At 64.9% G+C, this 25,019-nt stretch carries 20 protein-coding genes; 8 read left to right on the forward strand and 12 right to left on the reverse strand.

From position 1 onward, the window contains the following. Nucleotides 1–37: 37 nt before the first annotated feature. The 3 genes from mtnA (at nucleotide 38) to gyrA (ending at nucleotide 4,193) form a co-directional block, all read left to right on the forward strand. Nucleotides 38–1,051, forward strand: coding sequence for an S-methyl-5-thioribose-1-phosphate isomerase (gene mtnA / locus AC3G2C_RS03210; RefSeq protein WP_488383147.1), 1,014 nt, complete (start codon nucleotides 38–40; stop codon nucleotides 1,049–1,051). Beyond that, the gene (locus AC3G2C_RS03215; RefSeq protein WP_488383148.1) at nucleotides 1,048–1,458 is read left to right on the forward strand and encodes a GtrA family protein; all 411 of its coding nucleotides are present in this window, start codon (nucleotides 1,048–1,050) and stop codon (nucleotides 1,456–1,458) included. The genes mtnA and AC3G2C_RS03215 overlap by 4 nt, the downstream gene beginning before the upstream one ends. 137 nt (nucleotides 1,459–1,595) lie before the next feature. After that, on the forward strand, nucleotides 1,596–4,193 hold the full coding sequence (gyrA, locus tag AC3G2C_RS03220; protein WP_488383149.1) for a DNA gyrase subunit A: 2,598 nt from the start codon (nucleotides 1,596–1,598) through the stop codon (nucleotides 4,191–4,193). A 69-nt stretch (nucleotides 4,194–4,262) separates the two neighbouring features. On the opposite strand, the gene AC3G2C_RS03225 is transcribed toward gyrA, so the two are convergent. After that, nucleotides 4,263–4,733, reverse strand: coding sequence for an NUDIX hydrolase (locus AC3G2C_RS03225; RefSeq protein ID WP_488383150.1), 471 nt, complete (start codon nucleotides 4,731–4,733; stop codon nucleotides 4,263–4,265). Next, on the reverse strand, nucleotides 4,733–5,212 hold the full coding sequence (locus AC3G2C_RS03230) for a redoxin family protein (protein ID WP_488383151.1): 480 nt from the start codon (nucleotides 5,210–5,212) through the stop codon (nucleotides 4,733–4,735). The genes AC3G2C_RS03225 and AC3G2C_RS03230 overlap by 1 nt, the downstream gene beginning before the upstream one ends. A gap of 311 nt (nucleotides 5,213–5,523) precedes the next feature. Between AC3G2C_RS03230 and AC3G2C_RS03235 the strand changes: the two genes are divergently transcribed. After that, a complete protein-coding gene (locus AC3G2C_RS03235; RefSeq protein WP_488383152.1) occupies nucleotides 5,524–6,432 on the forward strand; it encodes a DnaJ C-terminal domain-containing protein in 909 nt (302 codons plus the stop codon). 94 nt (nucleotides 6,433–6,526) lie between these two features. Here the strand turns inward: AC3G2C_RS03235 and pilH are convergent, their stop codons facing one another. From pilH to AC3G2C_RS03280, 9 genes are all read right to left on the reverse strand, one after another. Beyond that, a complete protein-coding gene (pilH, locus tag AC3G2C_RS03240) occupies nucleotides 6,527–6,892 on the reverse strand; it encodes a twitching motility response regulator PilH (RefSeq protein WP_488383153.1) in 366 nt (121 codons plus the stop codon). Nucleotides 6,893–6,960: 68 nt separating this feature from the next. Then, the gene (locus AC3G2C_RS03245) at nucleotides 6,961–7,968 is read right to left on the reverse strand and encodes a YhdH/YhfP family quinone oxidoreductase (RefSeq protein WP_488383154.1); all 1,008 of its coding nucleotides are present in this window, start codon (nucleotides 7,966–7,968) and stop codon (nucleotides 6,961–6,963) included. A 35-nt stretch (nucleotides 7,969–8,003) separates the two neighbouring features. Then, a complete protein-coding gene (locus AC3G2C_RS03250) occupies nucleotides 8,004–8,600 on the reverse strand; it encodes an LOG family protein (RefSeq protein ID WP_488383155.1) in 597 nt (198 codons plus the stop codon). 155 nt (nucleotides 8,601–8,755) lie between these two features. Further along, the gene (lpdA, locus tag AC3G2C_RS03255) at nucleotides 8,756–10,180 is read right to left on the reverse strand and encodes a dihydrolipoyl dehydrogenase (protein ID WP_488383156.1); all 1,425 of its coding nucleotides are present in this window, start codon (nucleotides 10,178–10,180) and stop codon (nucleotides 8,756–8,758) included. Nucleotides 10,181–10,327: 147 nt separating this feature from the next. Next, complete coding sequence (gene odhB / locus AC3G2C_RS03260) at nucleotides 10,328–11,530, reverse strand: 2-oxoglutarate dehydrogenase complex dihydrolipoyllysine-residue succinyltransferase (RefSeq protein ID WP_488383157.1); 1,203 nt, start codon at nucleotides 11,528–11,530, stop codon at nucleotides 10,328–10,330. 82 nt (nucleotides 11,531–11,612) lie between these two features. Further along, the gene (locus AC3G2C_RS03265; protein ID WP_488383158.1) at nucleotides 11,613–14,453 is read right to left on the reverse strand and encodes a 2-oxoglutarate dehydrogenase E1 component; all 2,841 of its coding nucleotides are present in this window, start codon (nucleotides 14,451–14,453) and stop codon (nucleotides 11,613–11,615) included. Nucleotides 14,454–14,712: 259 nt separating this feature from the next. Beyond that, the gene (locus AC3G2C_RS03270; protein ID WP_488383159.1) at nucleotides 14,713–15,660 is read right to left on the reverse strand and encodes a GNAT family N-acetyltransferase; all 948 of its coding nucleotides are present in this window, start codon (nucleotides 15,658–15,660) and stop codon (nucleotides 14,713–14,715) included. Further along, nucleotides 15,657–16,853, reverse strand: coding sequence for a JmjC domain-containing protein (locus AC3G2C_RS03275; RefSeq protein ID WP_488383160.1), 1,197 nt, complete (start codon nucleotides 16,851–16,853; stop codon nucleotides 15,657–15,659). Before AC3G2C_RS03275 ends, AC3G2C_RS03270 begins: the two co-directional genes overlap by 4 nt. 45 nt (nucleotides 16,854–16,898) lie before the next feature. Continuing rightward, a complete protein-coding gene (locus AC3G2C_RS03280; protein ID WP_488383161.1) occupies nucleotides 16,899–17,648 on the reverse strand; it encodes a sulfite exporter TauE/SafE family protein in 750 nt (249 codons plus the stop codon). Nucleotides 17,649–17,806: 158 nt separating this feature from the next. Between AC3G2C_RS03280 and AC3G2C_RS03285 the strand changes: the two genes are divergently transcribed. The 4 genes from AC3G2C_RS03285 to AC3G2C_RS03300 all read left to right on the forward strand — a co-directional run bounded on the left by AC3G2C_RS03285 (nucleotide 17,807) and on the right by AC3G2C_RS03300 (nucleotide 23,849). Beyond that, complete coding sequence (locus tag AC3G2C_RS03285) at nucleotides 17,807–19,600, forward strand: assimilatory sulfite reductase (NADPH) flavoprotein subunit (protein WP_488383162.1); 1,794 nt, start codon at nucleotides 17,807–17,809, stop codon at nucleotides 19,598–19,600. 1 nt (nucleotide 19,601) lies between these two features. Continuing rightward, entirely contained in the window at nucleotides 19,602–21,272 is a 1,671-nt protein-coding gene (gene cysI, locus AC3G2C_RS03290; RefSeq protein ID WP_488383163.1) for an assimilatory sulfite reductase (NADPH) hemoprotein subunit, read from the forward strand. A gap of 20 nt (nucleotides 21,273–21,292) precedes the next feature. Beyond that, on the forward strand, nucleotides 21,293–22,015 hold the full coding sequence (locus tag AC3G2C_RS03295; RefSeq protein ID WP_488383164.1) for a phosphoadenylyl-sulfate reductase: 723 nt from the start codon (nucleotides 21,293–21,295) through the stop codon (nucleotides 22,013–22,015). A 70-nt stretch (nucleotides 22,016–22,085) separates the two neighbouring features. Beyond that, a complete protein-coding gene (locus AC3G2C_RS03300) occupies nucleotides 22,086–23,849 on the forward strand; it encodes a bifunctional sulfate adenylyltransferase/adenylylsulfate kinase (protein WP_488383165.1) in 1,764 nt (587 codons plus the stop codon). A gap of 40 nt (nucleotides 23,850–23,889) precedes the next feature. On the opposite strand, the gene AC3G2C_RS03305 is transcribed toward AC3G2C_RS03300, so the two are convergent. Further along, nucleotides 23,890–24,909 carry a LysR substrate-binding domain-containing protein gene (locus AC3G2C_RS03305; protein WP_488383166.1) on the reverse strand — a complete coding sequence of 340 codons (1,020 nt, stop codon included), beginning with the start codon at nucleotides 24,907–24,909 and terminating at the stop codon, nucleotides 23,890–23,892. Nucleotides 24,910–25,019: the final 110 nt, after the last annotated feature.

Here is a 25,019-nt window from a genome sequence, read left to right on the forward strand (position 1 = left end):
CCGCGCCTTTGGTTTTCAACGTTTGGCAAAACAGTTTATGGATTACGACCGTTACGACCGCATCCGCGCCGTGCAATGGCAAGGCGACCACCTGCGTCTGCTCGACCAGCGCCTGCTGCCGCAGGAAGAGCGCTGGATCGACTGCACCGATAGCGCCCAAGTGACGCAAGCCATCAAGGACCTGGCAGTGCGCGGCGCTCCGGCCATTGGCATTGCGGCCGCCTGGGGCGTGGTGCTGGCCGCCCGCAAGGGCGAGGCGCTGGATGTCGCGTTGGCCACGCTGCGCGCGGCGCGCCCGACGGCGGTGAACCTGATGTGGGCACTCGACCGCATGAAGGCACGCATCACTGCGGGTGCCGACGCAGCCGGGTTGGAGCGCGAAGCGCAAGCGATCCAGGACGAAGACCTGGCTGCGAACCGCCATATGGGCGAGCTGGGTGCGGCTTTGATCGCGCAGCACTCGGGCGTGCTCACCCATTGCAACACCGGCTCGCTGGCCACGGCCGGCTTCGGCACCGCTCTGGGCGTGATCCGCGCGGGCGTGGCGAGCGGTCGCATCGAACAGGTATACGCAGGCGAAACGCGCCCTTGGCAGCAAGGCGCGCGCCTGACCATGTGGGAACTGGTGCGCGATGGCATTCCGGCCAAGCTCATTGCCGACTCGGCCGCAGCGCACCTTATGCGCACCGGTGCCGTGCAGTGGGTGATCGTCGGTGCCGATCGCATTGCGGCCAATGGCGATACCGCCAATAAGATCGGTACCTACCAACTCGCCATCGCCGCACGCCATCACGGGGTCAAATTCATGGTGGTGGCGCCGTCCTCCACAGTGGACATGGCCACGGCGTCCGGCGAAGACATCGACATTGAATTGCGCGATGCGGCCGAGCTGCTTGCCATTGGCGGTCGTCGCACCGTGGTGGACGGCGCCGATGCATGGAATCCCGTGTTCGACGTGACGCCCGCCGAGCTGATCGATGCCATCGTGACTGAGCGTGGCGTGATCGAGCGACCCACCGTCAAGGCCATGCAGGTCATGTTCGCGCAATGAGTCTGCGTCGACAGGTGCTGCTCTTCGGTGTGGGCGGCGTCATCGGCCTGGTGGTCGATGCGGGCGTAGTCCAGGCACTGGTGAGCTGGGGGCAGTGGAACCCCTATCTGGCGCGCGTGGTGTCGTTTCTGGCAGCGGCCACCGCGACCTGGGTGTGGAACCGTCGCTACACCTTCGCGCATCGGCACAGTGGGCGCTCGCTGGCGACCGAATGGGCCCACTGGATCGCCCTTATGAGCGTGGGCGCGGTGGTCAACTACGCTGCTTATGCGGCCATTTTGCTGTTCTATCCATGGCTGCACCGCTGGCCTGCCGTGGCGGTAGCTGCCAGCTCGGCGGCGGCGTCGCTGGTCAATTTTGCGACAGCCCGCGGGATGCTTTTCAAGCGCCCCAAAACGTCAACATAACTTGTTGATTTAGAAGGTTAAAATACTGTCAATTCGACCACGAACGTGTTACACTTCGTGGGTTGTCTTCAGGTCGATGCTGTGCGCCGGTAACGCGCGTGCAGTAGGGCCCTTTTATTCATCAGGGAAGCCGATTGATGGCAGAACTCGCCAAAGAAGTCATTCGCGTCAACATCGAAGACGAGATGCGCCAGAGCTACCTCGACTACGCCATGAGCGTGATCGTGGGCCGCGCCCTTCCGGATGTGCGCGATGGTTTGAAGCCGGTGCACCGCCGCGTCCTGTTCGCCATGAACGAACTGGGCAATGCCTGGAACAAGCCTTACAAGAAATCGGCCCGCGTGGTCGGTGACGTCATCGGTAAATACCACCCGCACGGCGATTCGTCGGTCTATGACGCCATCGTGCGCATGGCACAGCCGTTCTCGCTGCGCTACATGCTGGTTGACGGCCAAGGTAACTTCGGTTCGGTCGATGGCGACAACGCGGCAGCGATGCGTTACACCGAGGTGCGCATGTCGCGCCTCACGCACGAACTGCTTGCCGATATCGACAAGGAAACCGTCGACTTCGGCCCCAACTACGACGAAAGCGAACACGAGCCGCTGGTGTTGCCCACCCGCGTGCCGAACCTGTTGGTGAATGGTTCGGCCGGCATCGCCGTGGGCATGGCTACCAACGTGCCACCGCACAACCTCAACGAGGTCGTGTCCGCCACGATCGCATTGATCGACGAGCCTTCGCTGTCGATCGACGATCTGATGCACTACATCCCCGGCCCGGACTTCCCGACCGCCGGCATCATCAACGGTTCGTCCGGTATCGTCGAGGCGTATCGCACGGGCCGCGGCCGCATCCTGGTGCGCGCCAAGACCGAAATCGAAACCGAGTCGAACGGCCGCGAGACGATCATCGTCCACGAGCTGCCGTACCAGGTGAACAAGGCCCGCCTGATCGAAAAGATCGCCGAGCTGGTCAAGGAAAAGAAGCTCGAAGGCATCAGCGAATTGCGCGATGAGTCCGATAAGGACGGCATGCGCATGGTCATCGAAATCCGTCGCGATTCGATGGCAGACGTGGTGCTCAACAACCTGTTCCAGCAGACGCAGTTGCAGGTCACCTTCGGCATCAACATGGTCGCCCTTTTGGACGGTCAGCCGCGCCTGCTCAACCTCAAGGACATCCTCGAGGCATTCATTCGCCACCGCCGCGAAGTGGTTACGCGCCGCACGATCTTCGATCTGCGCAAGGCCCGTGCACGCGCCCACATCCTGGAAGGCCTCACCGTCGCGCTGGCCAACATCGACGAGATGATCGAGCTGATCCGCAGCTCCGCCTCGCCGCAGGAAGCGCGCGAACGCATGGTGCAGCGCAAGTGGCAGCCGGGCATGGTGGCCACCTTGCTCGCAGCCGCCGGCGCCGAAGCATCGCGTCCTGAAGACATGGACCCGCGCGACGGCCTCAAGGCCGAGGGTTACCAGTTGTCCGAAGTGCAGGCCCAGGAAATCCTGGCCATGCGACTGCATCGCCTCACCGGCTTGGAGCAGGAGAAGCTCTCCGAGGAATACCGTCAGATGCTCGAAGTCATTCGTGGCCTGATCGAGATCCTGGAAGATCCCGTGCGCCTGCTCTCGGTGATCCGCGAGGAGCTGGAGGCAGTGAAGGACGAGTTCGGCGACGAGCGCCGCACCGAGATCCAGCACTCGCAGGAAGATCTCAACGTGCTCGACCTGATCGCGCCGGAAGACGTGGTCGTCACGCTGTCGCATACCGGTTACGTCAAGCGCCAGCCGGCCAGCACGTACCGGGCACAGCGTCGCGGTGGCAAGGGCCGTTCGGCTTCCGCGTTGAAGGACGAGGATTTCGTCGAGCAGCTGTGGGTGGTGAACACCCACGACACGCTGCTCACCTTCACCAGCACCGGCCGCGTGTACTGGCTCAACGTGTACCAGATGCCGGAGTCGGGCCCCAACGCGCGCGGCAAGCCGATGGTGAACCTGCTGCCGCTGGGCGAGGGCGAGAAGGTGCAGGCCGTGTTGCCGGTGCGTGAGTACACCGAAGATCGCTTCGTATTCTTCGCCACCAAGCAGGGCACGGTGAAGAAGACGCCGCTCACCGAGTTCGCCTTCCAGCTGCAAAAGGGCAAGATCGCCATCAACCTCGACGAGGGCGATGCGCTGGTCAACGTTGCGCTGACCGACGGCAACAGCGACGTGCTGCTGTTCGCCTCCAACGGCAAGACGGTGCGTTTCGACGAGTCGGAAGTACGTTCCATGGGGCGTACTGCCACCGGCGTGCGCGGCATGAAGCTGGCGGAAGACGCCGAAGTGGTCTCGCTGATCGTGGCGGCCGAGGGCGACATCCTCACCGCGACCGAGCGTGGCTATGGCAAGCGCACCGTGCTGGACGAGTTCCCCAAGAAGGGTCGTGGCACGCAGGGCGTGATCGGCATCCAGTGCTCCGAGCGTAATGGTGCGCTGGTCGCTGCCACCCAGGTCACCGAGGCGCACGAGATGATGCTGATCTCCGACCAGGGCACCCTGGTGCGCACGCGCGTGGCAGAAGTCTCCCAGCTCAGTCGCAACACCCAGGGCGTCACGCTGATTCGTCTGCCGGCCGATGAAAAGCTGGTGAGCGTGGTGCGTCTGGATGCGGAGCAGGAGAACGGCGAAGGCGAGGAAGGTGTCGTCGAGAACGCACCCGAGACGCCGGACGCGCCTGCCGACGGCGAGTGATCGTTAGCTCGTGAATGAAAAAACCCGGCTCAACGCCGGGTTTTTTTTGGAGCGAGCCTGACGGACGCGTTATGCCCAGCCAACGTCGGAATAGGGTATGCCTGCCAAGCCCAATACCAGGGCCTGCCTGACGTAGGGGATCAAGGTATCCGGCCATGCCTCCGCTGACGCCCAGATGAGCTGGTCGTGCTTGTGCGGTTCGGCAATACAGGCCTCACCCTGCCACTGCGAGGCAAGGAAAAATGCACCCATCCATGCACCGCCGTGATCGCCCGCACGGGCATGCAGCATGTGGATCAGGCGCAAATCCGTGGCGTGCGTTACCAGGCCGGTTTCTTCCTGCAACTCGCGCGCGGCTGCCTGTGCAAGCGTTTCTCCGCTATCGAGACGGCCGGCGGGCAGGCTGAAATGGCCGTCCATCCATCCGGTGCCGGCGCGCCGCAACAGGAGTATCCGCTGCGCCTTCTGCACGATCACAAATGCGCTGACGCCCACATTGAGCGGTGGATTGCGTGATGCCGCAGCCACGGCCTGCGGCATTAGACCAGGGCTTCCAGCGCGGCCTCGGCAGTGGATACGCGGAACTCGCCCGGCGCTTCCACGCGTAGCTGCTTTACGACGCCATTCTCGGCGTAAAGGGCGAAGCGCTTGGAGCGAAGGCCCATGCCGTAGGTGCTGCCATCCAACTCCAGTCCAAGGGCACGCGTGAATGCGCCATTGCCATCGGCCAGCATCAAAAGATCATCCGGTACTTTCTGGGCCTGGGCCCAAGCCTGCATGACGTAGGCATCGTTGACGGCCAGGCACATCACCTCGACACCGCGCTCCTTGAAGGCCTGGAAGTGCTGCACATAGCCGGGCAGATGACGGTTGGAGCAGGTTGGCGTGAACGCGCCCGGCACGGCGAACATCAGCACCTTGCGGCCCGCGAACAGCTCACCCGTGGTGGCTTGTCGAATCTCGCCGCCGATCAGGCGGATGTCGACATCGGGTACGGTCTGGCCGACTTGGATACTCATGGCGGTTCCTGCAACGGTTGGGAAGGTGGATCGCCAAGTATAGGCACCCTCGTGTACGAGCGCAGAGGATAACGGGGCCTCGCTCGCCGTATCGCCGAGACGTCCACCGTTACGTTGGCTCGGGTGTCTCGGTAGGGCCGGCGCGCCTTGAATCACGTCACATTCGCACCCATTTGCACGAGCATAGAGGGTGGCGGTCAACGCCATGCAATCACCACATCGAGTCGGGCGGGCCCCGCCTTGCTGGCTGGCTTGCGGGGGCTCATGATCCCGAGGGCTGGCCGAGGTGGGCGTATCGTCGGGGAGTGGCAGTGGAATTCAAAGACTATTACGACATTCTGGGCGTGAAGCCCGAGGCGACGGAGGCCGAGATCAAGGCGGCCTACCGCAAGCTCGCCAAGAAATACCATCCAGACAGGAACAAGGACGCCGGCGCCGAGGATAAATTCAAGGCGATCAACGAAGCCAATGAAGTGCTTCGCGATACCGAAAAGCGTCGTGCGTACGATGAACTGCGCGCCGGCGGCTACCGCAGTGGCGAGCAGTTCCGTCCGCCGCCGGGCTGGGGCCAGAACCATGGCTTCGATTTTGGCGGCGATGGCGGCGGTGATTTCAGCGACTTTTTCGAGAGTCTGTTCGGTCGCGCTGGCGGTGGGGCAGGTGCTCGCGGTGCGCCGCGCGCACGTCGCGGTGGAGACGTGCACGCCAGTGTGCAGATCGATCTGCAGACGGCCTTCGACGGTGGCCGTACGCGACTGGCCTTGCAAGGCAGTCACGGCGATGAGCGCGTGCTGGAGGTGAAGATTCCGGCGGGTATCCAGCCGGGTCAGGTGATTCGCCTGGCCGGCCAGGGGCACCCGGGCATGGGCGGTGGGCCCAACGGCGACCTGCTGTTGGAAGTGGGTATTCGCGACGACGCCCGGTTCCGCCTGGACGGCCGCAACGTGATCCACGTGCTGCCGATTACTCCGTGGGAGGCCGCACTGGGAGCCACGGTGCCGGTGCCCACGCTTGCCGGCACGGTCGATCTGCGCATTCCGGCCGGGTCTCAGTCGGGCCGCAAGCTACGCTTGAAGGGGCGCGGCTTGCCCGGTGCCCATCCCGGCGATCAGTTGGTGGAGCTGTCCATCCGCGCGCCAGTGGCGGATACGGATAAGCAACGCCAGGCCTATGAGGCGCTGCGCGAGCAGTTCGAAGGTTACGATCCGCGCCATCAATGAGTGGCTGCGGTATGCAACGAAGGTTTGTAACGAGGGTTTGCAACGAGAAACGGCGCCCTCAGGCGCCGTTTTTTTTCATCCATGCGCGAGCCGGTCAGGCGGGCAGCAGTTCCTTCAGCGTGGTCACCAGCTCATCTTCTTTGATCGGCTTGGTGACATAAGCCTTGGCACCCTGGCGCAAACCCCACACCTTGTCCGTTTCCTGATCCTTGGTGGTGACCAGCACCACCGGGATATGGGAGGTGTCCGGATCCTTGCTGATCGTGCGGGTGGCCTGGAAACCATTGAGGTTGGGCATCACCACATCCATCAGGATCAGGTCGGGGCGTTCACGCCTGGCGGCTTCCACACCCGCCGCGCCATCCTCGGCGGTAAGGGCTTCGTGCCCGAGCTTTTCGACGATGCGCTTGATGCCCAACAACTGCGACGGCGAATCGTCGACGATCAGGATGCGTGCCATAAGGTGGAATTCCCCTTGTTGTTTCGTTGGATTCTAAGGCGCGGCAGCGGTGCTTCCAAGCGCACCGCTTAGCCGGCCGCGCCGATGCGCACCAGCGTACGCCCAAAGGACTCGCCGGCCAGCATGCGTGAAAACACCTCGGGCAACTGCTCCAGGGTGACTTCGCGGGTGGCGATGCGTTCGAGGTGGCGGGGCTTCCAGTCGCCCGCCAGTTGCTCCCAGACGCGATCGCGGATGTCGCGGGCGGTGCCGGCCGAGGCAACGCCCAGCAGGCTCACGCCGCGGATGATGAACGGCATGACCGTGCTGTCGAAACCGATGCCGCCGGCATTGCCGCACAAAGCAACATTACCGTAGGGGGCGATCAGTGGCAGCAAGCCGGCCAGGGTGGCGCCGCCCACGTTGTCCAATGCACCCCCAAAGCGCACCGAATCCATCGGCTTGCCGCTGAAGACGAGCTGGTGGCGGTCGATGCATTCGGCGGCGCCCAGGTCGAGCAGGAAATCGAAGTGCGAGGCCTTGCCGCTGATGGCGTGCACGGCATAGCCGGCGCGCGTGAAGATGTCGATGGCGAGCATGCCCACGCCACCGGTGGCGCCGGTCACGGCCAGGGGCCCTTGGTCTGGAGTCTGGCGGTTGTCCTGCATGCGCAGCAGCGCCAGCGCGGCGGTAAAGCCGGCGGTGCCGATGATCATGCTTTCGCGCAGGCTCAAACCTTGCGGCAGGCGAATCGTCCAGGCCGAGGGCAGGCGCACGTATTCGCCGTAGCCGCCATCGCGAACCTCAGACAGGCCGCTGCCGGTGCACAGCACGGCATCGCCTTCCTTATAAGCGGGATCGGTGGAGGCCACCACGTGGCCAGCCACATCGATGCCGCCGTTGAGCGGATACTGGCGAAGGATCTTGCCCTTGCCGGTTCCGGCAAGGGCATCTTTGTAGTTGACCGAGGAATAGGCGACCTTCACCAGCACCTCGCCTGGGCTTAGGGCGTCGGCGCCGATGGTCTCGATGCCGCCGCGATAGCCGGCGTCGTCATGGTGAATGCGGAAGGCGCGAAAGGCGGAGGGGGAACTCATGGGGATTCCTTTGCGGCGTGCCGGGTGCTGCGGGGTCAGGCGTCGACGATGCGTTTGTCGATGAGGCGCGAGGCGCGTTCGCCCTTGTAAGTGGGCATCCAATCGAACAGAGCGGTCATGTCGTCACCGAACCATACACTTTCGTGCTGCCCGGACGTAATGAAACCTTCATCGGCCATATGGTCCACCATGCCGCGCAGGCGGTCGTAGTACCCGCGCACATTCAGAAAGGCGCACGGATAGTGGTGCAGGCCCAATTGCGCCCAGGTCAGCATCTCGAACATCTCGTCCATGGTGCCAAAGCCGCCGGGCAAGGCGACGAAGGCGTCGGACAGCTCGAACATGCGCGTCTTGCGTTGGTGCATGGTGTCCACCACCACCAACTCGGTAAGGCCGGTATGTGCGACCTCGCGCTCCACCAGCTGGCGAGGGATCACGCCGATGACCCGACCGCCGGCTGCCAGTACGGCGTCGGCCACGGTGCCCATCAGGCCGACCTTGCCGCCGCCATAGACCAGGGCAATGCCACGACGGGCCATCTCGGTGCCAAAGGCGCGGGCCTGTTCAACGTATTCGGGATACTTGCCGCTGCTGGAGCCGCAGTAGACGCAAAGGGCGGTGGGTTGGGTCATGGACTCGTTGTGCTTGTGGGGAGCGGGGTCGTCGCCGCCAGCGACCGGCACGGGGCCGGCGGGCGCGAAGGGTTAGGGTGCGTCGCGTGGGGTCATAAAAGCAACGGCCCGCTCATGTCGCCACGAGCGGGCCGTGTATGGCCTTACCGTCGGGCTTAGTTGCCCTTGTGGATGGCGCGCTTGTCGACCGACAGGGCGGCCTCGTGCACGGCTTCCGACAGCGTCGGATGCGCGTGGACGATGCGGGCCAGGTCTTCGGCGGAGCCCTTGAACTCCATCGCGACCACGCACTCGGCGATCAGCTCGGACACGCCCGGGCCCACCATGTGCACGCCCAGGATGCGGTCGGTTTCCGCGTGGGCGAGCATCTTCACCTGGCCGATGGCCTCGTTCATGGCCACGGCGCGGCCGATGGCGGCGAACGGGAAGGTGCCCACCTTGTACGGTACGCCTTCTTCCTTGAGCTGCTTCTCGGTCTTGCCGGCCCAGGCAATTTCCGGCTCGGTGTAGATCACCCACGGCACGGTGTCGAGGTTGATGTGACCCGCCTTGCCGGCGATCCACTCGGCCACGGCCACGCCTTCCTCCGAACCCTTGTGCGCCAGCATCGGGCCGCGCACGGCGTCGCCGATGGCCCACACGCCGTTCACGCCGGTGTGGTTGTGTTCGTCGACCACGATGCGGCCGCGCTCGTCCAGCTTCACGCCGGTGTCGTCGGCCAGCAGGCCATCGGAGTACGCGCGGCGGCCCACGGCGACGAGCAGCTTGTCGACCACGATGTTATGGTCGCCGTCCTTGTCGTTGTAGGTGAGGTGGACTTCGTTGCCCTTGATCTCGGCCTTGGACAGCTTGGCGCCCAGCTTGATGTCCAGACCCAGCTTGGTGAATTCCTTCAGCGCGATCTTGGCGATGTCCGCGTCGGCCGCGCCGAGGAAATCCGGCAGGGCCTCGAGCACGGTCACTTCCGAGCCCAGGCGCTTCCACACGCTGCCCAGCTCCAGGCCGATCACGCCAGCGCCGATTACGCCAAGGCGCTTGGGCACTTCGGTGAAGTCCAGGGCGCCGGCGTTGTCGACAATGAGCTTGTTGTCGAACTTGGCGAACGGCAGCTCGATCGGCACGGAGCCCGAAGCGAGGATCACGTTGGTGGCGCTGATGACCTGCTTGGCGCCGTCATTGCCGGTGATTTCCACGTCGTTGTTCTTCAGCAGCTTGCCCTTGCCGAAGAACGGGGTGACTTTGTTGGCCTTGAACAGCTGGCCGATACCGCCGGTGAACTGCTTGACGATCTTGTCCTTGCGGCCGATGAAGGTCGCGAGGTCCACCTTGGCGCCGTCCACGGTGATGCCGTGCACCGGCAGGTTGTGGGCGATGTTGTAGAACTGCTTGGACGAGTCCAGCAGCGCCTTGGACGGGATGCAGCCCACGTTGAGGCAGGTGCCGCCAAGCGCCTGCTTGCCATCCTTGCCGACAAAGGCGTCGACACAGGCGGTCTTCAGGCCCAGCTGCGCAGCGCGGATCGCGGCCACATAGCCGGCCGGACCGGCGCCGATGACGATGACGTCGAATTTTTCGCTCATGGTTTTTCCTTGCTGTGCGGCGCGCTAGGGAGGCGCGTCACGTATGAAGCGGGATATATGTGCGGCGAGCATGGGATGCAATGCCAATACTCGCCGCCAGAGCTTCGTTACCTGTTTGCATGTGAGCGAGGGCGCTCACATGCGCGCTCAGATACCCAGCAGCATGCGCTGCGGGTTTTCCAGCTGGTTCTTGATGTCGACCAGGAACAGCACCGCGTCCTTGCCGTCGATGATGCGATGGTCGTAGGACAGGGCCAGGTACATCATCGGGGCGGCGATCACCTGGCCGTTCTCGACGATCGGGCGCTCCTTGATGGCGTGCATGCCCAGGATGGCGCTCTGCGGCGGGTTCACGATCGGGGTGGACAGCAGCGAGCCGAAGGTGCCGCCGTTGGTGATGGTGAAGGTGCCGCCCTGCAGGTCGTCCAGGCCCAGCTTGCCGTCACGCGCCTTCTTGGCGTACTCGACGATGCCGCGCTCGACGTCGGCGAAGCTCTGGTCCTGCACGTCGCGCAGCACCGGGGTCACCAGGCCCTTCTCGGTGGACACGGCGATGGAGATGTCCTGGTAGCCGTGATAGACGATGTCGTTGCCATCGACTGAGGCGTTGATGACCGGATGGCGCTTCAGCGCTTCGGCGGCGGCCTTCACGAAGAAGCTCATGAAGCCCAGCTTCACGCCGTTGGCCTTTTCGAACGACTCGCCCAGCGCCTTGCGCATCTTGACCACTTCGGCCAGGTTCACTTCGTTGAACGAGGTGAGCATGGCGATGGAGTTCTTGGACTGCATCAGGCGCTCGGCGATGCGGGCGCGCATGCGGGTCATCGGCACGCGCTCTTCCGGACGCGAACCCGGGGTCGGCTTGACGGCCGGGGCCGCAGCCGCCGGGGCGCCGCCCTTGCCGTAGTTGACCAGGTCTTCCTTGGTGACGCGGCCGTCGCGGCCGGTGCCGGCGACCTTGGAGGCGTCGATGTTCTGCTCGGTGGCCACGCGCAGGCCGGCCGGCGACAGGTCGGCATTGGCACCCTTGGCGGCAGCCGGAGCGGCCGGGGCAGCAGCGGCCGGAGCCGGGGCGGCAGCGGCGGGGGCGGCAGCCGGCGCTGCGGCCACGGCGCCTTCCTCGATCACCGCGATGACCTGCTGGCTGGTCACGGTGTCACCGGACTGGAACTTGATTTCCTTCAGCACGCCGTCGACCGGCGCCGGCACTTCGAGCACGACCTTGTCGGTTTCCAGGTCGACCAGGTTTTCATCGCGCTTCACCGCTTCGCCGGCCTTCTTGTGCCAGGTGGCGATGGTGGCGTCGGAGACGGACTCGGGCAGGACGGGAACTTTGACTTCGATGGACATTAGGAATTCCTTTGATTAGTGCGTGCATCCGTGAACGCTTAGGTCGAAAAGCGGCCATCCATGGCCGCACTCTTCAGTGTCGTTATTCCGCGGAGTGATCGGTGCCGATCGGTGAGACCAGCGCCTGCTCGACGAGTGCCGCCTGTTCGGCGACGTGGGTGTTGAGGTGGCCGGCGGCCGGGGCCGGCGAGCGAGCGCGTCCCGCGTACGAGAGACTCTGCTTGCTGCCCACGCAGGCCTGCAGGTGGTGGCGGATCTGGAACCACGCACCCTGGTTCATCGGCTCTTCCTGGCACCACACGACTTCCTTGGCGGAAGCGTACTTTTCCAGCTCGGCGGTGACTTCCGGACGGGGGAACGGATAGAGCTGTTCCACGCGCACGATGGCCACGTCGGTGAGGTTGCGCTTTTCGGCGTCCTCGAGCAGGTCGTAATAGACCTTGCCCGAGCACAGCACCACGCGCTTGACCTTCTTGGCGGCCAGTTCGCGATGCTCCGGGATCACCAGCTGGAAGCTGCCGGTGGCCAGTTCGTCCAGGGTCGACACAGCCAGCTTGTGGCGCAGCAGCGACTTGGGCGTCATCACCACCAACGGCTTGCGCGTCGGGCGCACCATCTGGCGGCGGATCATGTGGAATGCCTGCGCCGGGGTGGTGGGCACGCATACCTGCATGTTGTCCAGGGCGCACAGCTGCAGGAAGCGCTCCAGGCGGGCCGAGGAGTGTTCCGGGCCCTGGCCTTCGTAGCCGTGCGGCAGGAACAGCGCCAGGCCGCACAGGCGGTTCCACTTGGATTCGCCCGAGCTGATGAACTGGTCGATCACCACCTGGGCGCCGTTGGCGAAGTCGCCGAACTGGCCTTCCCAGATATGCAGGGTGTAGGGATCGGTGGTGGCGTGGCCGTATTCGAAGGCCATGACCGCCTCTTCGCTCAACAGCGAGTCGATCACCTCGACGTCGGCGCCGTCGCGCACGTTGGCCAGCGGCATGAAGGTGTAACCGGTCTGCTGGTCATGCAGCACGGCATGGCGGTGGAAGAACGTACCGCGGCCCACGTCCTGGCCGACCAGGCGCAGGTTGTAGTTCTCGTCGATCAGCGTGGCATAGGCCAGGTTTTCGGCGAAGCCCCAGTCGCCCGGCACCTCGCCGGCGGCCATCTTGGCGCGGTCGTCGTAGATCTTGGCCACGCGCGACTGCAGGGTGAGGTCCTGCGGCAGCTTGAGGATCTGGTTGGCCAGCTCCACCAGGCGCTGCTTGGCGTAGCCGGTGTTGGCCGGGGTGGAGAGCTTGCCACCGATGAAGGTGTCCCAGTCGACTTCGATGTCCTTGACCAGCGCGGTGGTCAGCTCGGTCATCGGCTCGCCCGCCTCGAGGCGGCTGCGGTAGTCCTCGAACATCTTCTGCGCATCGCCATCGGCGATCACGCCTTCCTTCACCAGCTGCTGTGCGTACAGGTCGCGGGTGGTCGGGCGCTTGCGGATGATCTGGTACATCACCGGCTGGGTGGCCGACGGCTCATCGGCCTCGTTGTGGCCGTGGCGGCGGTAGCACACCAGGTCGATCACCACGTCCTTGCGGAACTGCTTGCGGAAGTCATAGGCCAGGCGGGTGGCCTGGATCACGGCTTCCGGGTCGTCGCCGTTCACGTGGAACACCGGTGCGTTCACCATCTTGGCGATGTCGGTGCAGTACAGCGTGGAGCGGGTGTCCTGCGGGTTCGACGTAGTGAAGCCCACCTGGTTGTTCACCACGATGTGCAGGCTGCCGCCGATCTTGAAGCCGCGGGCCTGGGACATGTTGAACAGTTCCATGTTTACGCCCTGGCCGGCCAGCGCCGAGTCGCCATGCACGATCACGGCCATCGACTGCTTGCGCTCGGTGTCGCGGCGGCGGATCTGGCGCGAGTGCACCGAGCCGGCGACCACCGGGTTGACGATCTCAAGGTGCGACGGGTTGAACGCCAGCGCCACGTGGGTGCCGCCGTTGGGCGTCTTGACGTCGGCGGAGAAGCCCATGTGGTACTTCACGTCGCCCGAGTGCGCCGGGTCGTCCGGATGATCGAACTTGCCTTCGAACTCGTTGAACAGGGTGCGCGGCGGCTTGCCCAGGATGTTGACCAGCATGTTGAGGCGGCCGCGGTGGGCCATGCCGATCACGACTTCCTTGATGCCGTTGTCGCCAGCGGCGCGGACCACGTCGTCCACCATCGGGATCAGGCTGTCGCCGCCTTCCAGCGAGAAGCGCTTCTGGCCCACGTACTTGGTGTGCAGGTAGCGCTCCAGGCCTTCGGCCGCGGTGAGCTCGGCCAGCACGCGCTTCTTGCCCAGGGCATCCAGGCCGGCGTTGCCGTTGGCCTGCTCCAGGCGGGTGTAGATCCAGTTGCGCTGTTCATGGTTGCTGATGTGCATGAACTCGACGCCGAGGGTGTTGGTGTACACCTTCTTGAGGCGAGCGATCAGCTCACGCAGCTTCATGCGGTGGCCGCCACCGGCGAAGTTGCCACAATCGAACTCGGTGTCGAGGTCGGCGTCGGACAGGCCGTGGAAGGAGGGCTCCAGATCCGGGGCCGGCAGCTTTTCGGCGAGGCCCAGCGGGTCCAGGTTGGACGCCAGGTGGCCGCGCGAGCGGTAGGCGGTGAGGATGCGCAGCACGCCGGCTTGCTTGCGGGCGTGCGCATCGTCGACGGGGCCGGCGACGGCCGCGGTGCGGCGCTGCTTTTGTGCGGCCTCTATACGCGCAATGGCCGCAGAGTGGGGCACATCCCCCGACTCGCGGCCTTTGAACGATTCAAAATATTTGCTCCAGTCGGCAGGGACCGAAGAAGGGTCCGCCAACCACGATTCATAGAGCTGTTCGACATAATCGGCGTTGCCGCCGGCGAGTTGGGACGATTCGAAGAACTCGCGGATCAGATTAGTGCTCACGTCACCACCGGTGAGGAAGGGAGGCTTACAGCCGGTCCGGCCGGGGTTGGCCGGTGGCTGGGAAAAATCCCGTTAATTATAGCCGCGAGGTGCTGCGACGCGGCAACCCAAAAGGTCCAACCAAAATGGGGTTGAGGGAGGTTTTTTCGACCCAAGGGGGTACCGACCATCGTCGTACGTGGCGGTTTTCGCGCGTAAGGCGGTCGATTTGGCGGGCCGGGGGAAGTCGATGGCGGCCGTCGCCTCGTTCAGGTGGCGGCTAGAGATGGAGCGACTGCAGGGCGGTGGCCGGCAGCGAACGCTCCCACACTTCATCGAAGTGCTGGATCAGCGGCGCCTGCGCGGCGCGGTCTTTTGCGGCGGCGCGCCCCGTCATGCGCTGCGCATCGGGCAGGAACAGATAGCCGCCCTGGTCATTGAGCACATAGCTGGACGGGTAGGCGAGGTCGATGTCGTCATCCGGCGTGCGTACGTGGATGGTGCTGGGCAGGCGTTGAGCCAGGGCAATCAGTCGATGGCTGTCACGCAGGGCGGCGGCCGGGTCATGCAAAAGCAGACGAATCTGAGCGCCCCGCCCGGAAGTGGCGAGCCGCCGCAGTTCGGCCAGTTCGGCTTGGCTGGCGTAGACATCGGGGCCGAGCAGGGGCTGATAGATCGACAGGCGATGGCGGGCGTCGGCCAACAGGCGCAGTCGGGTGGCCGCGACCTCGAGCCGGCTCCCGGCTGGAAAACGGCGATCGCCGGTGGGCGTGTCGTCGGCGGCCGGGGTGGAGAGCGAGCGGCGCATGGAGCGATGAAGGATGCCGGCGTCCTCGAAAAGGTCGCCGTGGGCGGTAAAGCCCTCCCGCTCGTAGAAGGCGATGGCGTTGACCTGTGCATCCAGCGTTACTTCGGCGAGGCCCTGACTGCGGGCGCGCTCGGTCAATGCACGCACCAATGCCGCGCCGACCCCTCGACCTCGCCAGGGCAGGCGAACCGCGACACGGCCGATCTTGCCGCGCGGGGTGAGGCGGGCGCAGCCGATGGCTTCGCCCGTGGGTGCGCGTGCCAGCAAGTGCAGGGAGGGCGCGTCCAGTTCGTCCCACTCCAGGCTTTCGGGTACTTGTTGTTCGTGCACGAAGACTTCCAGGCGAATCGCCTGCAGGGCTTCGCGCTCGCTGGCGCGCGCCCAGTCGGCGGGTTCGAGGTGGAAGTCCTCCAGCTTCATCCGCGTCGACGCGGTTTGCGCATCACCAGGTGGCCGTCGTTCACCAGTGCGAGCAGCAACGCCAGTTCGGTAGCCGAGCCCGGCTTGCCGGGCACCAGCTCCCGCTGCCCGCACAGTTGCTCGGCCAGGGTGGCCGTGGCCGGGTAAGTGTGGCCGTTGACGAACAGGGTCGCGCCGCCACGGGTCTTGGCCCAGGCCATGCGTGCCCAGGGGTGCCGCATCAGGTGCGCACCGGCTTCCAGTTGTTTGACCAGCGCAGCCTCTCCCAGCACTTTCTCGGGCGGCACGGGTGCCTGGGCGTTGCGGTAGCGGCTGATGAAGCGGCCGAACCAGTCGGTGAGCGTGGCATCGTCCAGGCCGGCGGCGAAGGGCAGTGCCTGCTTGAGGCGGCCAAGCGCAGAACGGTCGATCTCGCCGGCCGCCTTGGCCGGGGCAAGGTCGGGGTCGCTGTAGCGCAGTTCGTCGGGCAGGCGCTCGGCGAGATAGTCGGCCAGGTCGCCAGTGAGTTCGGCCTGCGAAGGTGCGCGCATGCCCACCGAAATGGTCATGCAGGGGCCGCCGAATGCGACGCCGTCGTGTGGCACGCCAGGCGGCAGATAGAGCATGTCGCCTGGCTCCAGCATCCACTCGTGGGTGGGCTCGAACACGCTGAGCTGCTTGAGCTCTACATCGAGGCGGAAATCCTTGGGGGCGTTCGGATCGTCGCTGATGGCCCAGTGACGCTGGCCGATGCCTTGCAGCAGGAACACGTCGTACTGGTCCACGTGCGCGCCCACGCCGCCGCCCGGTTCCGCGTAGGAAATCATGATGTCGTCCACGCGCCAGCTCGGTAGAAAGCGGAACTGCTCCAGCAGGTCGGCGACGTCGGCGTCCCACTTGTCCACGTCCTGCACCAGCAAGGTCCAGTTGCTGTCCGGGGTGGTGGCGAAATCCTTCTCGGTAAGCGGGCCGCTCTTCACCTTCCAGCGGTCGCGCTTTTCGTCATGGACGATCAGGCGCGCGAGGGCGGTCTCTTCCAGCGCCAGGCCGGCCAGGTCGTCCGGCTGGATCGGCGGCTCGAAATCGGGAAACGCCTGGCGGATCAACAACGGCCGCTTCTGCCAGTAGTCGCGCAGGAACTGGGCGGGGCTCATGCCCAGCGGCTGCTTGGCGCTGCCGCGGACTTCGATCGGGAGAGAGTGAGCTTTGGTCATTGGCGCATTCTAAGCGAATGCGATGACGACTCCGCTTGATCGTGATCAGGGCGAGGCGAAGGCGTGGGCCACGTTGTTGAGGCCGATGGCCAGCACCGCCAGTGCTGCCAGCACCGTCGCCACGCGGGGCGGCATGCGCTTGGCCAGTATGGCGCTGAGCGGCGCGGCCACCACACCGCCAGCGATAAGGCCCAGCACCGAGGCTCCGTGCGGCAGGCCGACTTGCACCAAGAAGGTGACGCTGGCGACCGCGCTGACCACGCATTTGGCCAGGTGCACGGTGCCGATCACCATGCGCGGACGCACGCCGCGGGCCACCAGCGTGGTGACGGTCAGGGCACTCCAGCCGCCGCCGGCGACGGCATCGGCAAAGCCTGCGCCCAGGCCCAGCCAGCGTGTGCGCCGGGGTGTTTCCTCGTGCAGACGCTGGCGACGGATCGGCTTGAACAACAGGAACAGGCCCATGCCGATCAAATACGGTGCCAGGGCCAGCTTCATCCAGGCCGCCGGTACATGGCTGACCACGTAGGCGCCCACGGTGGCGCCAATCGCACCGGGCACCACCAGGGCCCAGAACAGCCGCCGCAGCACATTGCCGGCGGCCAGGTGGCTGAGTCCGGAGGCACCGCAGGTAAAGGTTTCCGCGTAATGCACGCTGGCGCTCGCCAGCGCCGGCGGCGCACCCAAGGCAAGCAGCAGGGCCGCCGACGTCACCCCATAGGCCATGCCCAGCGCGCCGTCGACGAGCTGGGCCAGCGCGCCGATCAGGGCGGATGTGAGGAAGTCCGTGGGCATGGAGCGTTCACCGGTAGTTGGGGTCAGTGTAAGCGCTCGCGGCCACCGCGGGGAAATGACTGGCTGGACATATGGATATGGCGACTCGTCCTTTCACTTCGTAACGGGGCATGACTACCTTTGAGTGATTGGCGGTATAGACGTCCAAAGGAAACGGCGTGAACGCGGTAGCCGCAACGACAACGGGGTTGGCAGGCATGGCAGGGGCAACCCTGGCGAATCTGGAACGGCTGGTGGAGGGCTTGGGGCCCGCCGAGCTGTACGGCATTGCTGCCTGGAGCGCCGCCCGCGCGGAGCAATTGCTGCGCGAGCCGGTGCCGGCCTCGAACGTGAGCGCCGAGCGCCTGACCATTCTGTATGGCAGCCAGACGGGTCAGGCCAAGCGCATTGCCAGCCAATTGAGCGCCCGCGCCGAGGCAGCGGGGCTGTCGGCACGCCTGGTGCGTGCCGACAGCTATCCGCAACGCGAGCTCGCCAAGGAGAGCCACCTGCTGATCGTGATCAGCACCCAGGGCGACGCCGAGCCGCCTGACGATGCACGCGGCCTGGTGGAGTTCATCCTTGGCAAGCGTGCCCCACGGTTGCCCGGGTTGCGTTATGCGGTGCTGGGCCTGGGGGATTCCAGCTATCCCCAGTTCTGCGCCATCGGGCGCCAACTCGATGAACGCCTTGTCGCGCTGGGCGCCACGCGTCTCGCGCCGTTGGGCGAAGCCGACGTGGATGTGGATGCCGTGGCGGCGCCATGGAGTGAGCAGGCGCTGGAGCTGACTCGAAAAGCCCTGGGCCATGCCGCGCCTTCGCGCCAGCCCACCTTGCAGCCCGTGCCCAGTCGTCCGATCTACTCGCGCGAGCATCCCTACTCGGCGGCTGTGTTGGACAACCAGCGCATCGTCGCCCGAGACGCGGCACGCGACGTGCGGCATGTCGAGCTGTCGCTGGAAGGGTCGGGTCTCACCTACGAACCTGGCGATGCCCTCGGCGTATGGCCCCAGAACCGGCCTGCGCTCGTCGATGCCTGGCTGGATCTGCTGAAACTGGATGGCGATCAGCCGGTGCGTCATGACGGTAAGGAGCATGCTTTGAAGCACTGGCTGAGCCATGAGCGCGAGCTCACGCGCCTCAGCCGCCCCTTGATCGCCGCCTTGGCAGACGCGAGCGGCGAACAGGCATTGGCGCAACTGCTGCGTCCCGACCAGTCGCCGCGGCTTGCCGCGCTACTCGCCAACGAGCAGCCCATCGACCTGTGGCGGCGCCATCCGGTGGCGTGGTCGGCCGAGGAGCTGGTGGGCGCGCTGCGTCCACTCACGCCGCGCCTGTACTCGATTGCCTCCAGCGCCAAGGTGGTGGGCGAGGAAGTGCATCTCACCGTCGCGGTGGTGGATTACGAAACACATGGCGAGCGGCATGGCGGAGCCGCCTCGGGCTTTCTGGCCGCCGCGGGTGATGCGCAGCGCGTGCCCGTGTTCGTGGAAGCCAATGAGCGTTTTCGCCTGCCGCGCGATAACAGCCGCGACATCATCATGATCGGCCCCGGCACGGGCGTGGCGCCGTTTCGCGCCTTCGTGCAAGAACGTCGCGAGTGTGGCGCCAGCGGTCGCCACTGGCTGTTCTTCGGCAATCGGCATTTCCAGAGCGAGTTTCTCTATCAGGTGGAGTGGCAGCAGGCCTTGCGAGAGGGCGCACTGCACCGGCTCGACCTGGCCTTCTCACGGGATGGCGACGCCAAGGTCTACGTGCAGCATCGCCTGCGCGAGCAGGGGCGTGAGTTGTATGCCTGGCTTGCCGAGGGAGCACATCTTTACGTATGCGGCGACGCCAGCCGCATGGCCAAGGACGTGCACGCGGCTCTCATCGACATTGCCGTGGCACACGGCGGCCACAACGATGAGTCCGCGCGCGCGTGGCTTTCGGACCTTCTCCAGCAAGGGCGTTACGCCCGCGACGTGTATTGATATGACGGCAGCCATCTCCGAGCTCGAACGCATCAAGGCCGCTAGTCGAAACCTGCGCGGTGGCATAGCGGAGGGTTTGGCCGACCCCGTGACCAACGCCATCAGCGACGACGACAACAAACTGCTCAAGTTTCACGGCAGCTACCAGCAGGACGATCGCGACCTGCGCGATGAGCGTCGCCGTCAGAAGCTGGAACCGGCCTATTCGTTCATGCTGCGCGCACGCCTGCCATCGGGCGTGGTAACGCCGGCACAGTGGCTGGTATTCGACCGTTTGGCGCGCGAACACGCCAACGGTACGTTGCGCATCACTACCCGCCAGACCTTCCAGTGGCACGGCATCATCAAGCGCAAGCTCAAGCCCACCATCGCCGCTATCCATGAGACGCTGGCCAGCACCATCGCCGCCTGTGGCGACGTGGTACGCAACGTGGTAAGCACGGCCAACCCCGTGGAATCGGAGGCGCACGCGCTGGCGTATGCATGGGCGACGCGGCTTTCGGAAGAACTCTCCCCGCGAACGCGCGCCTACCACGAGATCTGGCTGGACGGCGAACCCCTGGTGGGTGAGCCCAAGGACGAGGAGCCGCTCTACGGCGCCACCTACCTGCCGCGCAAATTCAAAATTGGCTTGGCGGTTCCGCCGCTGAACGACGTGGATGTGTTCGCCCAGGATCTGGGCCTGATCGCCATCATCGAGGAGGGCGTGTTGCAGGGCTTCAACATCGCCGTGGGTGGCGGTATGGGCGCGACGCAGGGCGATCCCACCACCTATCCGCGGCTTGCCAGCGTGATCGGCTTCGTGTCGCCCGAGCGCCTGCTTGCCGCCGCCGAGGCTATCGTAGCCCTGCAACGTGATTGGGGTAATCGCAGCGAGCGCAAATACGCACGACTGAAGTACACCATCGATCATCGTGGGCTGTCGACGTTCAAACACGAACTGGAACAGCGACTTGGTTTTGCACTCGAAACCCAACGCGAGTATCGCTTCGACCATAACGGTGACCGTCATGGCTGGATCGAAGGCCGGGATGGACGCTGGCACCTTACCTTGCACATCGAGTCGGGCCGATTGGCCGATCAGGGAGATCGCCGCTGGCTCACCGGGTTGCGCGAGCTGGCGCATATTCATCAGGGGGATTTCAGGCTTACCTGCAACCAGAACGTGATCGTGGCAAACGTGGCCGCCGCCGAGCGCGCGCGTATCGACGCAGTGGTGGCCGCACATGGCCTGGACGGTTACCGCGCAGGCAGTGCCATCCGTCGACATGCGGTGGCTTGCGTGGCGCTGCCGACCTGCGGACTGGCCATGGCCGAGAGCGAACGTTACTTGCCAACGTTCGTTACCAAGCTGGAAGACTTGCTCGAAGCCTACGGCTTGCGCGATGCGCCGATCCTGTTGCGCTTGTCGGGCTGCCCCAATGGTTGTTCGCGCCCGTACCTCGGCGAGATCGCCCTGGTGGGCCGTGGCCCAGGACGTTACGACCTTCGCCTCGGAGCGGACTTCCGCGGTCAACGTCTCAACCGTCTCTATCGGGAGAACGTGGATGAAGCGGGCATTCTCCAGGCATTGGCCCCGTTGTTCGCTCGTTATGCGGCCGAGCGTGACCGCGACGAGCACTTTGGAGATTTCTTGCTGCGCATCCACGTGATCGACACGTCATCACGATAGATCCCGATGGAGGCAGTGGCATGAAGCATTTGCTCGTTGAAGAGGCAAAGGAGAATCCAAGAGCGCTGCACGCGCTGAACGTGGGCCTGGCATCCCTGAGTGCGGAGAAGCGGGTGGCCTGGGCATTGGATCATTCGCCGGGCGTCCACGTGCTTTCTTCGAGCTTTGGCGCGCAAGCAGCCGTGTGCTTGCATTTGCTTACGCGCCAGGCGCCGAACATGCCGGTGGTGTTGATCGATACCGGTTATTTGTTTCCAGAGACCTATCGATTCATCGATGAACTACGCGAGCGGCTAGAACTCAACCTCAAAGTGTTCACCGCGAACCAGAGCCCAGCGTGGCAAGAGGCCATGGAAGGACGGCTGTGGGAGCAGGGTATCGATGGCATCGAGCGCTACAACCGCATCCGCAAGGTCGAGCCCATGCGACGGGCCTTGGCTGAGCTGGGCGCGGGCACCTGGTTCGCCGGCTTGCGTCGCGGCCAGGCAAGTACACGGACGGACATCGGCTTCGCCGAGCAGCGCGATGGTCGCTGGAAGTTCCACCCGATTGCCGACTGGTCCGATTGGGACGTGGGCCAGTACCTGCGTCGCTACGAACTGCCTTACCACCCCCTTTGGGACAAAGGGTTTCTCTCCATCGGCGATGTGCATTCCACGCGTCCTTGGGAGCCCGGCATGGACGTCGAATCCACGCGCTTCTTCGGCCTAAAACGCGAATGCGGCCTGCATGGGTTGGGCTGATGCGCGCACATGACATGTACCTATCCAGCGCCTGGCGCTACCCACCGCCCCGACAAAAAAAGCAGCCACCATGAGCCATACAGCCCTCAGGAATGCACAAGCTCCGTCGTTTGATCCAGCCGATGCATTGATCGCCCCGCATGGCGGCGTACTCAAGGATCTATACGTGCCACACGCGGCGGCCGAGCAACTCAAGCAACAAAGCGCGGGCTTGCCGGGCGTGGATCTTTCCACGCGACAGCTCTGTGACCTGGAGTTGCTGCTGAATGGTGCGTTCTCTCCCTTGGAGGGTTTCCTGAGCAAACGCGACTACGCGAGCGTGGTCGATGAGCTGCGCTTGGCGGACGGCACGTTGTGGCCCATTCCTATCACGCTCGACGTGCCGGAAGCCTTCGCCGAACGGTTGGCGCTCGGCAGCGACGTGGCCTTGCGTGACGGGCAGGGCGTGCCCATCGCCGTGCTGACGGTGGAGGATATCTATCGCCCCGACCGCGAGCAGGAAGCACTCAAGGTGTTCGGTACCACCGATCGCACGCATCCGGGCGTTGCCGATCTGCTGGAGCGTCAACACCCGGTCAACCTGGGCGGTCGCGTGCGCGGCATCCAGCCGCCGGCCCATTACGATTTCGCTGAGTTGCGCGAGACCCCGCGCGCGCTGCGCAACTGGTTCGCGGAGCAGGGTTGGACCCGTATTGTGGCATTCCAAACGCGCAACCCCATGCATCGCGCCCATCGCGAACTCACGTTGCGCGCCGCCCAGCAGGTGGGCGCCAAGTTACTGGTTCAGCCATCGGTGGGGCGTACCAAGCCCGGCGATATCGATCACTACACGCGGGTGCGTTGCTATCAGGCACTGCTGCCGCAATACCCGGCCAATAGCGCCAAGCTCTCCCTGCTGCCGTTGGCGATGCGCATGGGTGGTCCGCGCGAGGCGCTGTGGCATGCCATCATCCGCAAGAACTACGGGGCCAGCCATTTTATCGTAGGGCGCGATCATGCCGGCCCGGGCACGGATGCAAACGGCAAGCCGTTCTACGGCCCTTTCGACGCGCAGCACTTGCTCGAGCGCTATCAGGAGGAGCTGGGCATTCGCATCGTGCCGTTCCCAGCCATGGTGTACGTCGCCAATCGCGATACCTATGTGCCATCGACCGAAGTCACGCCAGAAGATGACGTGCGCGACATTTCGGGTACGCAACTGCGGCGACACCTGCAGGAGGGCAGCGAGATCCCCGACTGGTTCAGTTTTCCCGAGGTGGTGCGGATTCTGCGAGAACGTCACCCTGCGCGAGGAAGCAAGGGCTTTGCCTTGTTCTTCACCGGGCTTTCCGGCGCGGGAAAATCCACCATTGCCCAGGCCGTGGTGGCTCGGTTGCTCGAGCGCAGCAGTCGCTCGGTGACCATGCTCGATGGCGACGAGGTACGCAAGCACCTGTCACGCGGGCTCGGTTTCTCGCGTGAGGATCGCGATGCCAATGTCACCCGCATCGGCTATGTCGCCAGCGAGATCGTGCGCCATGGTGGCATTGCCGTGTGTGCACCCATCGCGCCCTATGCTGAAGCGCGTGCCGAAGCGCGCGCCCTGGTGGAGGCGCATGGAGACTTTATCGAGATTCACGTGGCCACTCCGCTGGAGGTATGCGAGGCGCGCGACCGCAAAGGCTTGTATGCCCAGGCGCGGGCGGGTGCCATTACGCACTTCACTGGCATCAGCGACCCCTACGAGACCCCAGTGCAGCCGGAGCTGCGCGTGGATGGTCATGCCGCCGAACCCGCCGCGTTGGCGGGTCACGTGGTGTCGCTACTCGAACAGCGGGGGCTCTTGCGCCACTGAGTAGGGATGGGACGAGCCCGGCGCAGGCCGGGCTCGTCGTTTACTGCACCTCGAGCAGTGGTTCTTCCACCGTGGTCGGCACTTGCCGATCGCGCCAGTGCGGCACCCCTGGCCATTGCGATGTGCCGGCGCCACCGTTGGTCAGTGCCCGACTCACGGCGCGACGCTCCAGATGCGGCGCGAACACGCTGATGAAGTCCAGCGCGTACTCGCGAAGCACGCTTTCCCGGCGCAGCACGATCCAGGTGGTGCAGAGGGAGAACAGGTGATCGGCGCTGAGTTCGCGCAGGTCGGTGTCTTGCTCTGGCTGAAAGGCCATCTCCGCCAGCACGCCGATGCCCAGTCCTTCGCGCACATAGGTCTTGATGAGATCGGCATCGCTGGCCGTCATCGCGATCTGCGGGTGCAGGTTAGCCGTATGGAACGCGCGCGCCAGCGACGATTCGGGCTTGAGCGAGGAGTCATAGCTGATCAACGGATGCGCGGCGAGTTGCTCCAGCGTGGGCGGCTGCTTCTGGCGTGCCAGGGGATGATCCCGTGGCGCCAGCACGATGCGATTCCAGCGATAGGCCGGCAGCGCTATGCCGCTCGGTGGCGGGGCGCCCGAGGCCGTGCTGACAATGGCCAGGTCCACCTGTCCGCCGTCCAGCAGCGAGATCACATCCGCGTCGCTTACCGGCTGCAGGTGCACGCTCACTTGCGGATAGCTGCGGCTAAGCGCGGCGATCGCCGCCGGCAGCGCAAAGCGTGCCTGCGTGTGCGTGGTGGCGATGCGCAACGTGCCGCGCGACTCGTTGCGCAGGTTGGCGGCGATGGAGCGGATGTTGGCCGCCTCGGCCAGGATGATGCGCGCCCGCTCCAGCACGTGCGTGCCGGCGTGCGTGATCGCATGCAGGCTGCGGCCCTTGCGGTGGAACAGCTGAAAGCCCAGCTCGTCTTCCAGTTGGCGCAGCAGTTTGCTCAGGCCGGGTTGCGTGGCGTGCACGCGTTCGGCGGCCAGAGTGATGTTTAGCCCCGCGTCAGCGATGGCGACGAGATAGCGAAGTTGAGTAAGCGTCATATAAAGGATTCCGCAAGCGTGCGACGGCGAACAATGGCGTGCTCGTAGTTGCGGGCCGGATACATCGCCAGGTACGCACGCGCGCCTCGTTGCGCCGGCAGGCGTAAGCG

This window comes from Frateuria sp. sgz306004, from assembly GCF_057750885.1.

What these genes read in the sequence shown, in the direction of transcription:
- pilH (WP_488383153.1), bottom strand. Translation starts at nt 6,892, where the DNA reads ATGGCACGCATCCTGATCGTCGACGATTCGCCGTCGCAGTTGTTGGGC.
- AC3G2C_RS03295 (WP_488383164.1), top strand. Translation starts at nt 21,293, where the DNA reads ATGAAGCATTTGCTCGTTGAAGAGGCAAAGGAGAATCCAAGAGCGCTG.
- odhB (WP_488383157.1), bottom strand. Translation starts at nt 11,530, where the DNA reads ATGTCCATCGAAGTCAAAGTTCCCGTCCTGCCCGAGTCCGTCTCCGAC.
- AC3G2C_RS03245 (WP_488383154.1), bottom strand. Translation starts at nt 7,968, where the DNA reads ATGAGTTCCCCCTCCGCCTTTCGCGCCTTCCGCATTCACCATGACGAC.
- AC3G2C_RS03225 (WP_488383150.1), bottom strand. Translation starts at nt 4,733, where the DNA reads ATGCCGCAGGCCGTGGCTGCGGCATCACGCAATCCACCGCTCAATGTG.
- AC3G2C_RS03270 (WP_488383159.1), bottom strand. Translation starts at nt 15,660, where the DNA reads ATGAAGCTGGAGGACTTCCACCTCGAACCCGCCGACTGGGCGCGCGCC.
- lpdA (WP_488383156.1), bottom strand. Translation starts at nt 10,180, where the DNA reads ATGAGCGAAAAATTCGACGTCATCGTCATCGGCGCCGGTCCGGCCGGC.
- AC3G2C_RS03230 (WP_488383151.1), bottom strand. Translation starts at nt 5,212, where the DNA reads ATGAGTATCCAAGTCGGCCAGACCGTACCCGATGTCGACATCCGCCTG.
- gyrA (WP_488383149.1), top strand. Translation starts at nt 1,596, where the DNA reads ATGGCAGAACTCGCCAAAGAAGTCATTCGCGTCAACATCGAAGACGAG.
- AC3G2C_RS03275 (WP_488383160.1), bottom strand. Translation starts at nt 16,853, where the DNA reads ATGACCAAAGCTCACTCTCTCCCGATCGAAGTCCGCGGCAGCGCCAAG.
- AC3G2C_RS03300 (WP_488383165.1), top strand. Translation starts at nt 22,086, where the DNA reads ATGAGCCATACAGCCCTCAGGAATGCACAAGCTCCGTCGTTTGATCCA.
- AC3G2C_RS03305 (WP_488383166.1), bottom strand. Translation starts at nt 24,909, where the DNA reads ATGACGCTTACTCAACTTCGCTATCTCGTCGCCATCGCTGACGCGGGG.
- AC3G2C_RS03280 (WP_488383161.1), bottom strand. Translation starts at nt 17,648, where the DNA reads ATGCCCACGGACTTCCTCACATCCGCCCTGATCGGCGCGCTGGCCCAG.
- AC3G2C_RS03215 (WP_488383148.1), top strand. Translation starts at nt 1,048, where the DNA reads ATGAGTCTGCGTCGACAGGTGCTGCTCTTCGGTGTGGGCGGCGTCATC.
- AC3G2C_RS03250 (WP_488383155.1), bottom strand. Translation starts at nt 8,600, where the DNA reads ATGACCCAACCCACCGCCCTTTGCGTCTACTGCGGCTCCAGCAGCGGC.
- mtnA (WP_488383147.1), top strand. Translation starts at nt 38, where the DNA reads ATGGATTACGACCGTTACGACCGCATCCGCGCCGTGCAATGGCAAGGC.
- cysI (WP_488383163.1), top strand. Translation starts at nt 19,602, where the DNA reads ATGACGGCAGCCATCTCCGAGCTCGAACGCATCAAGGCCGCTAGTCGA.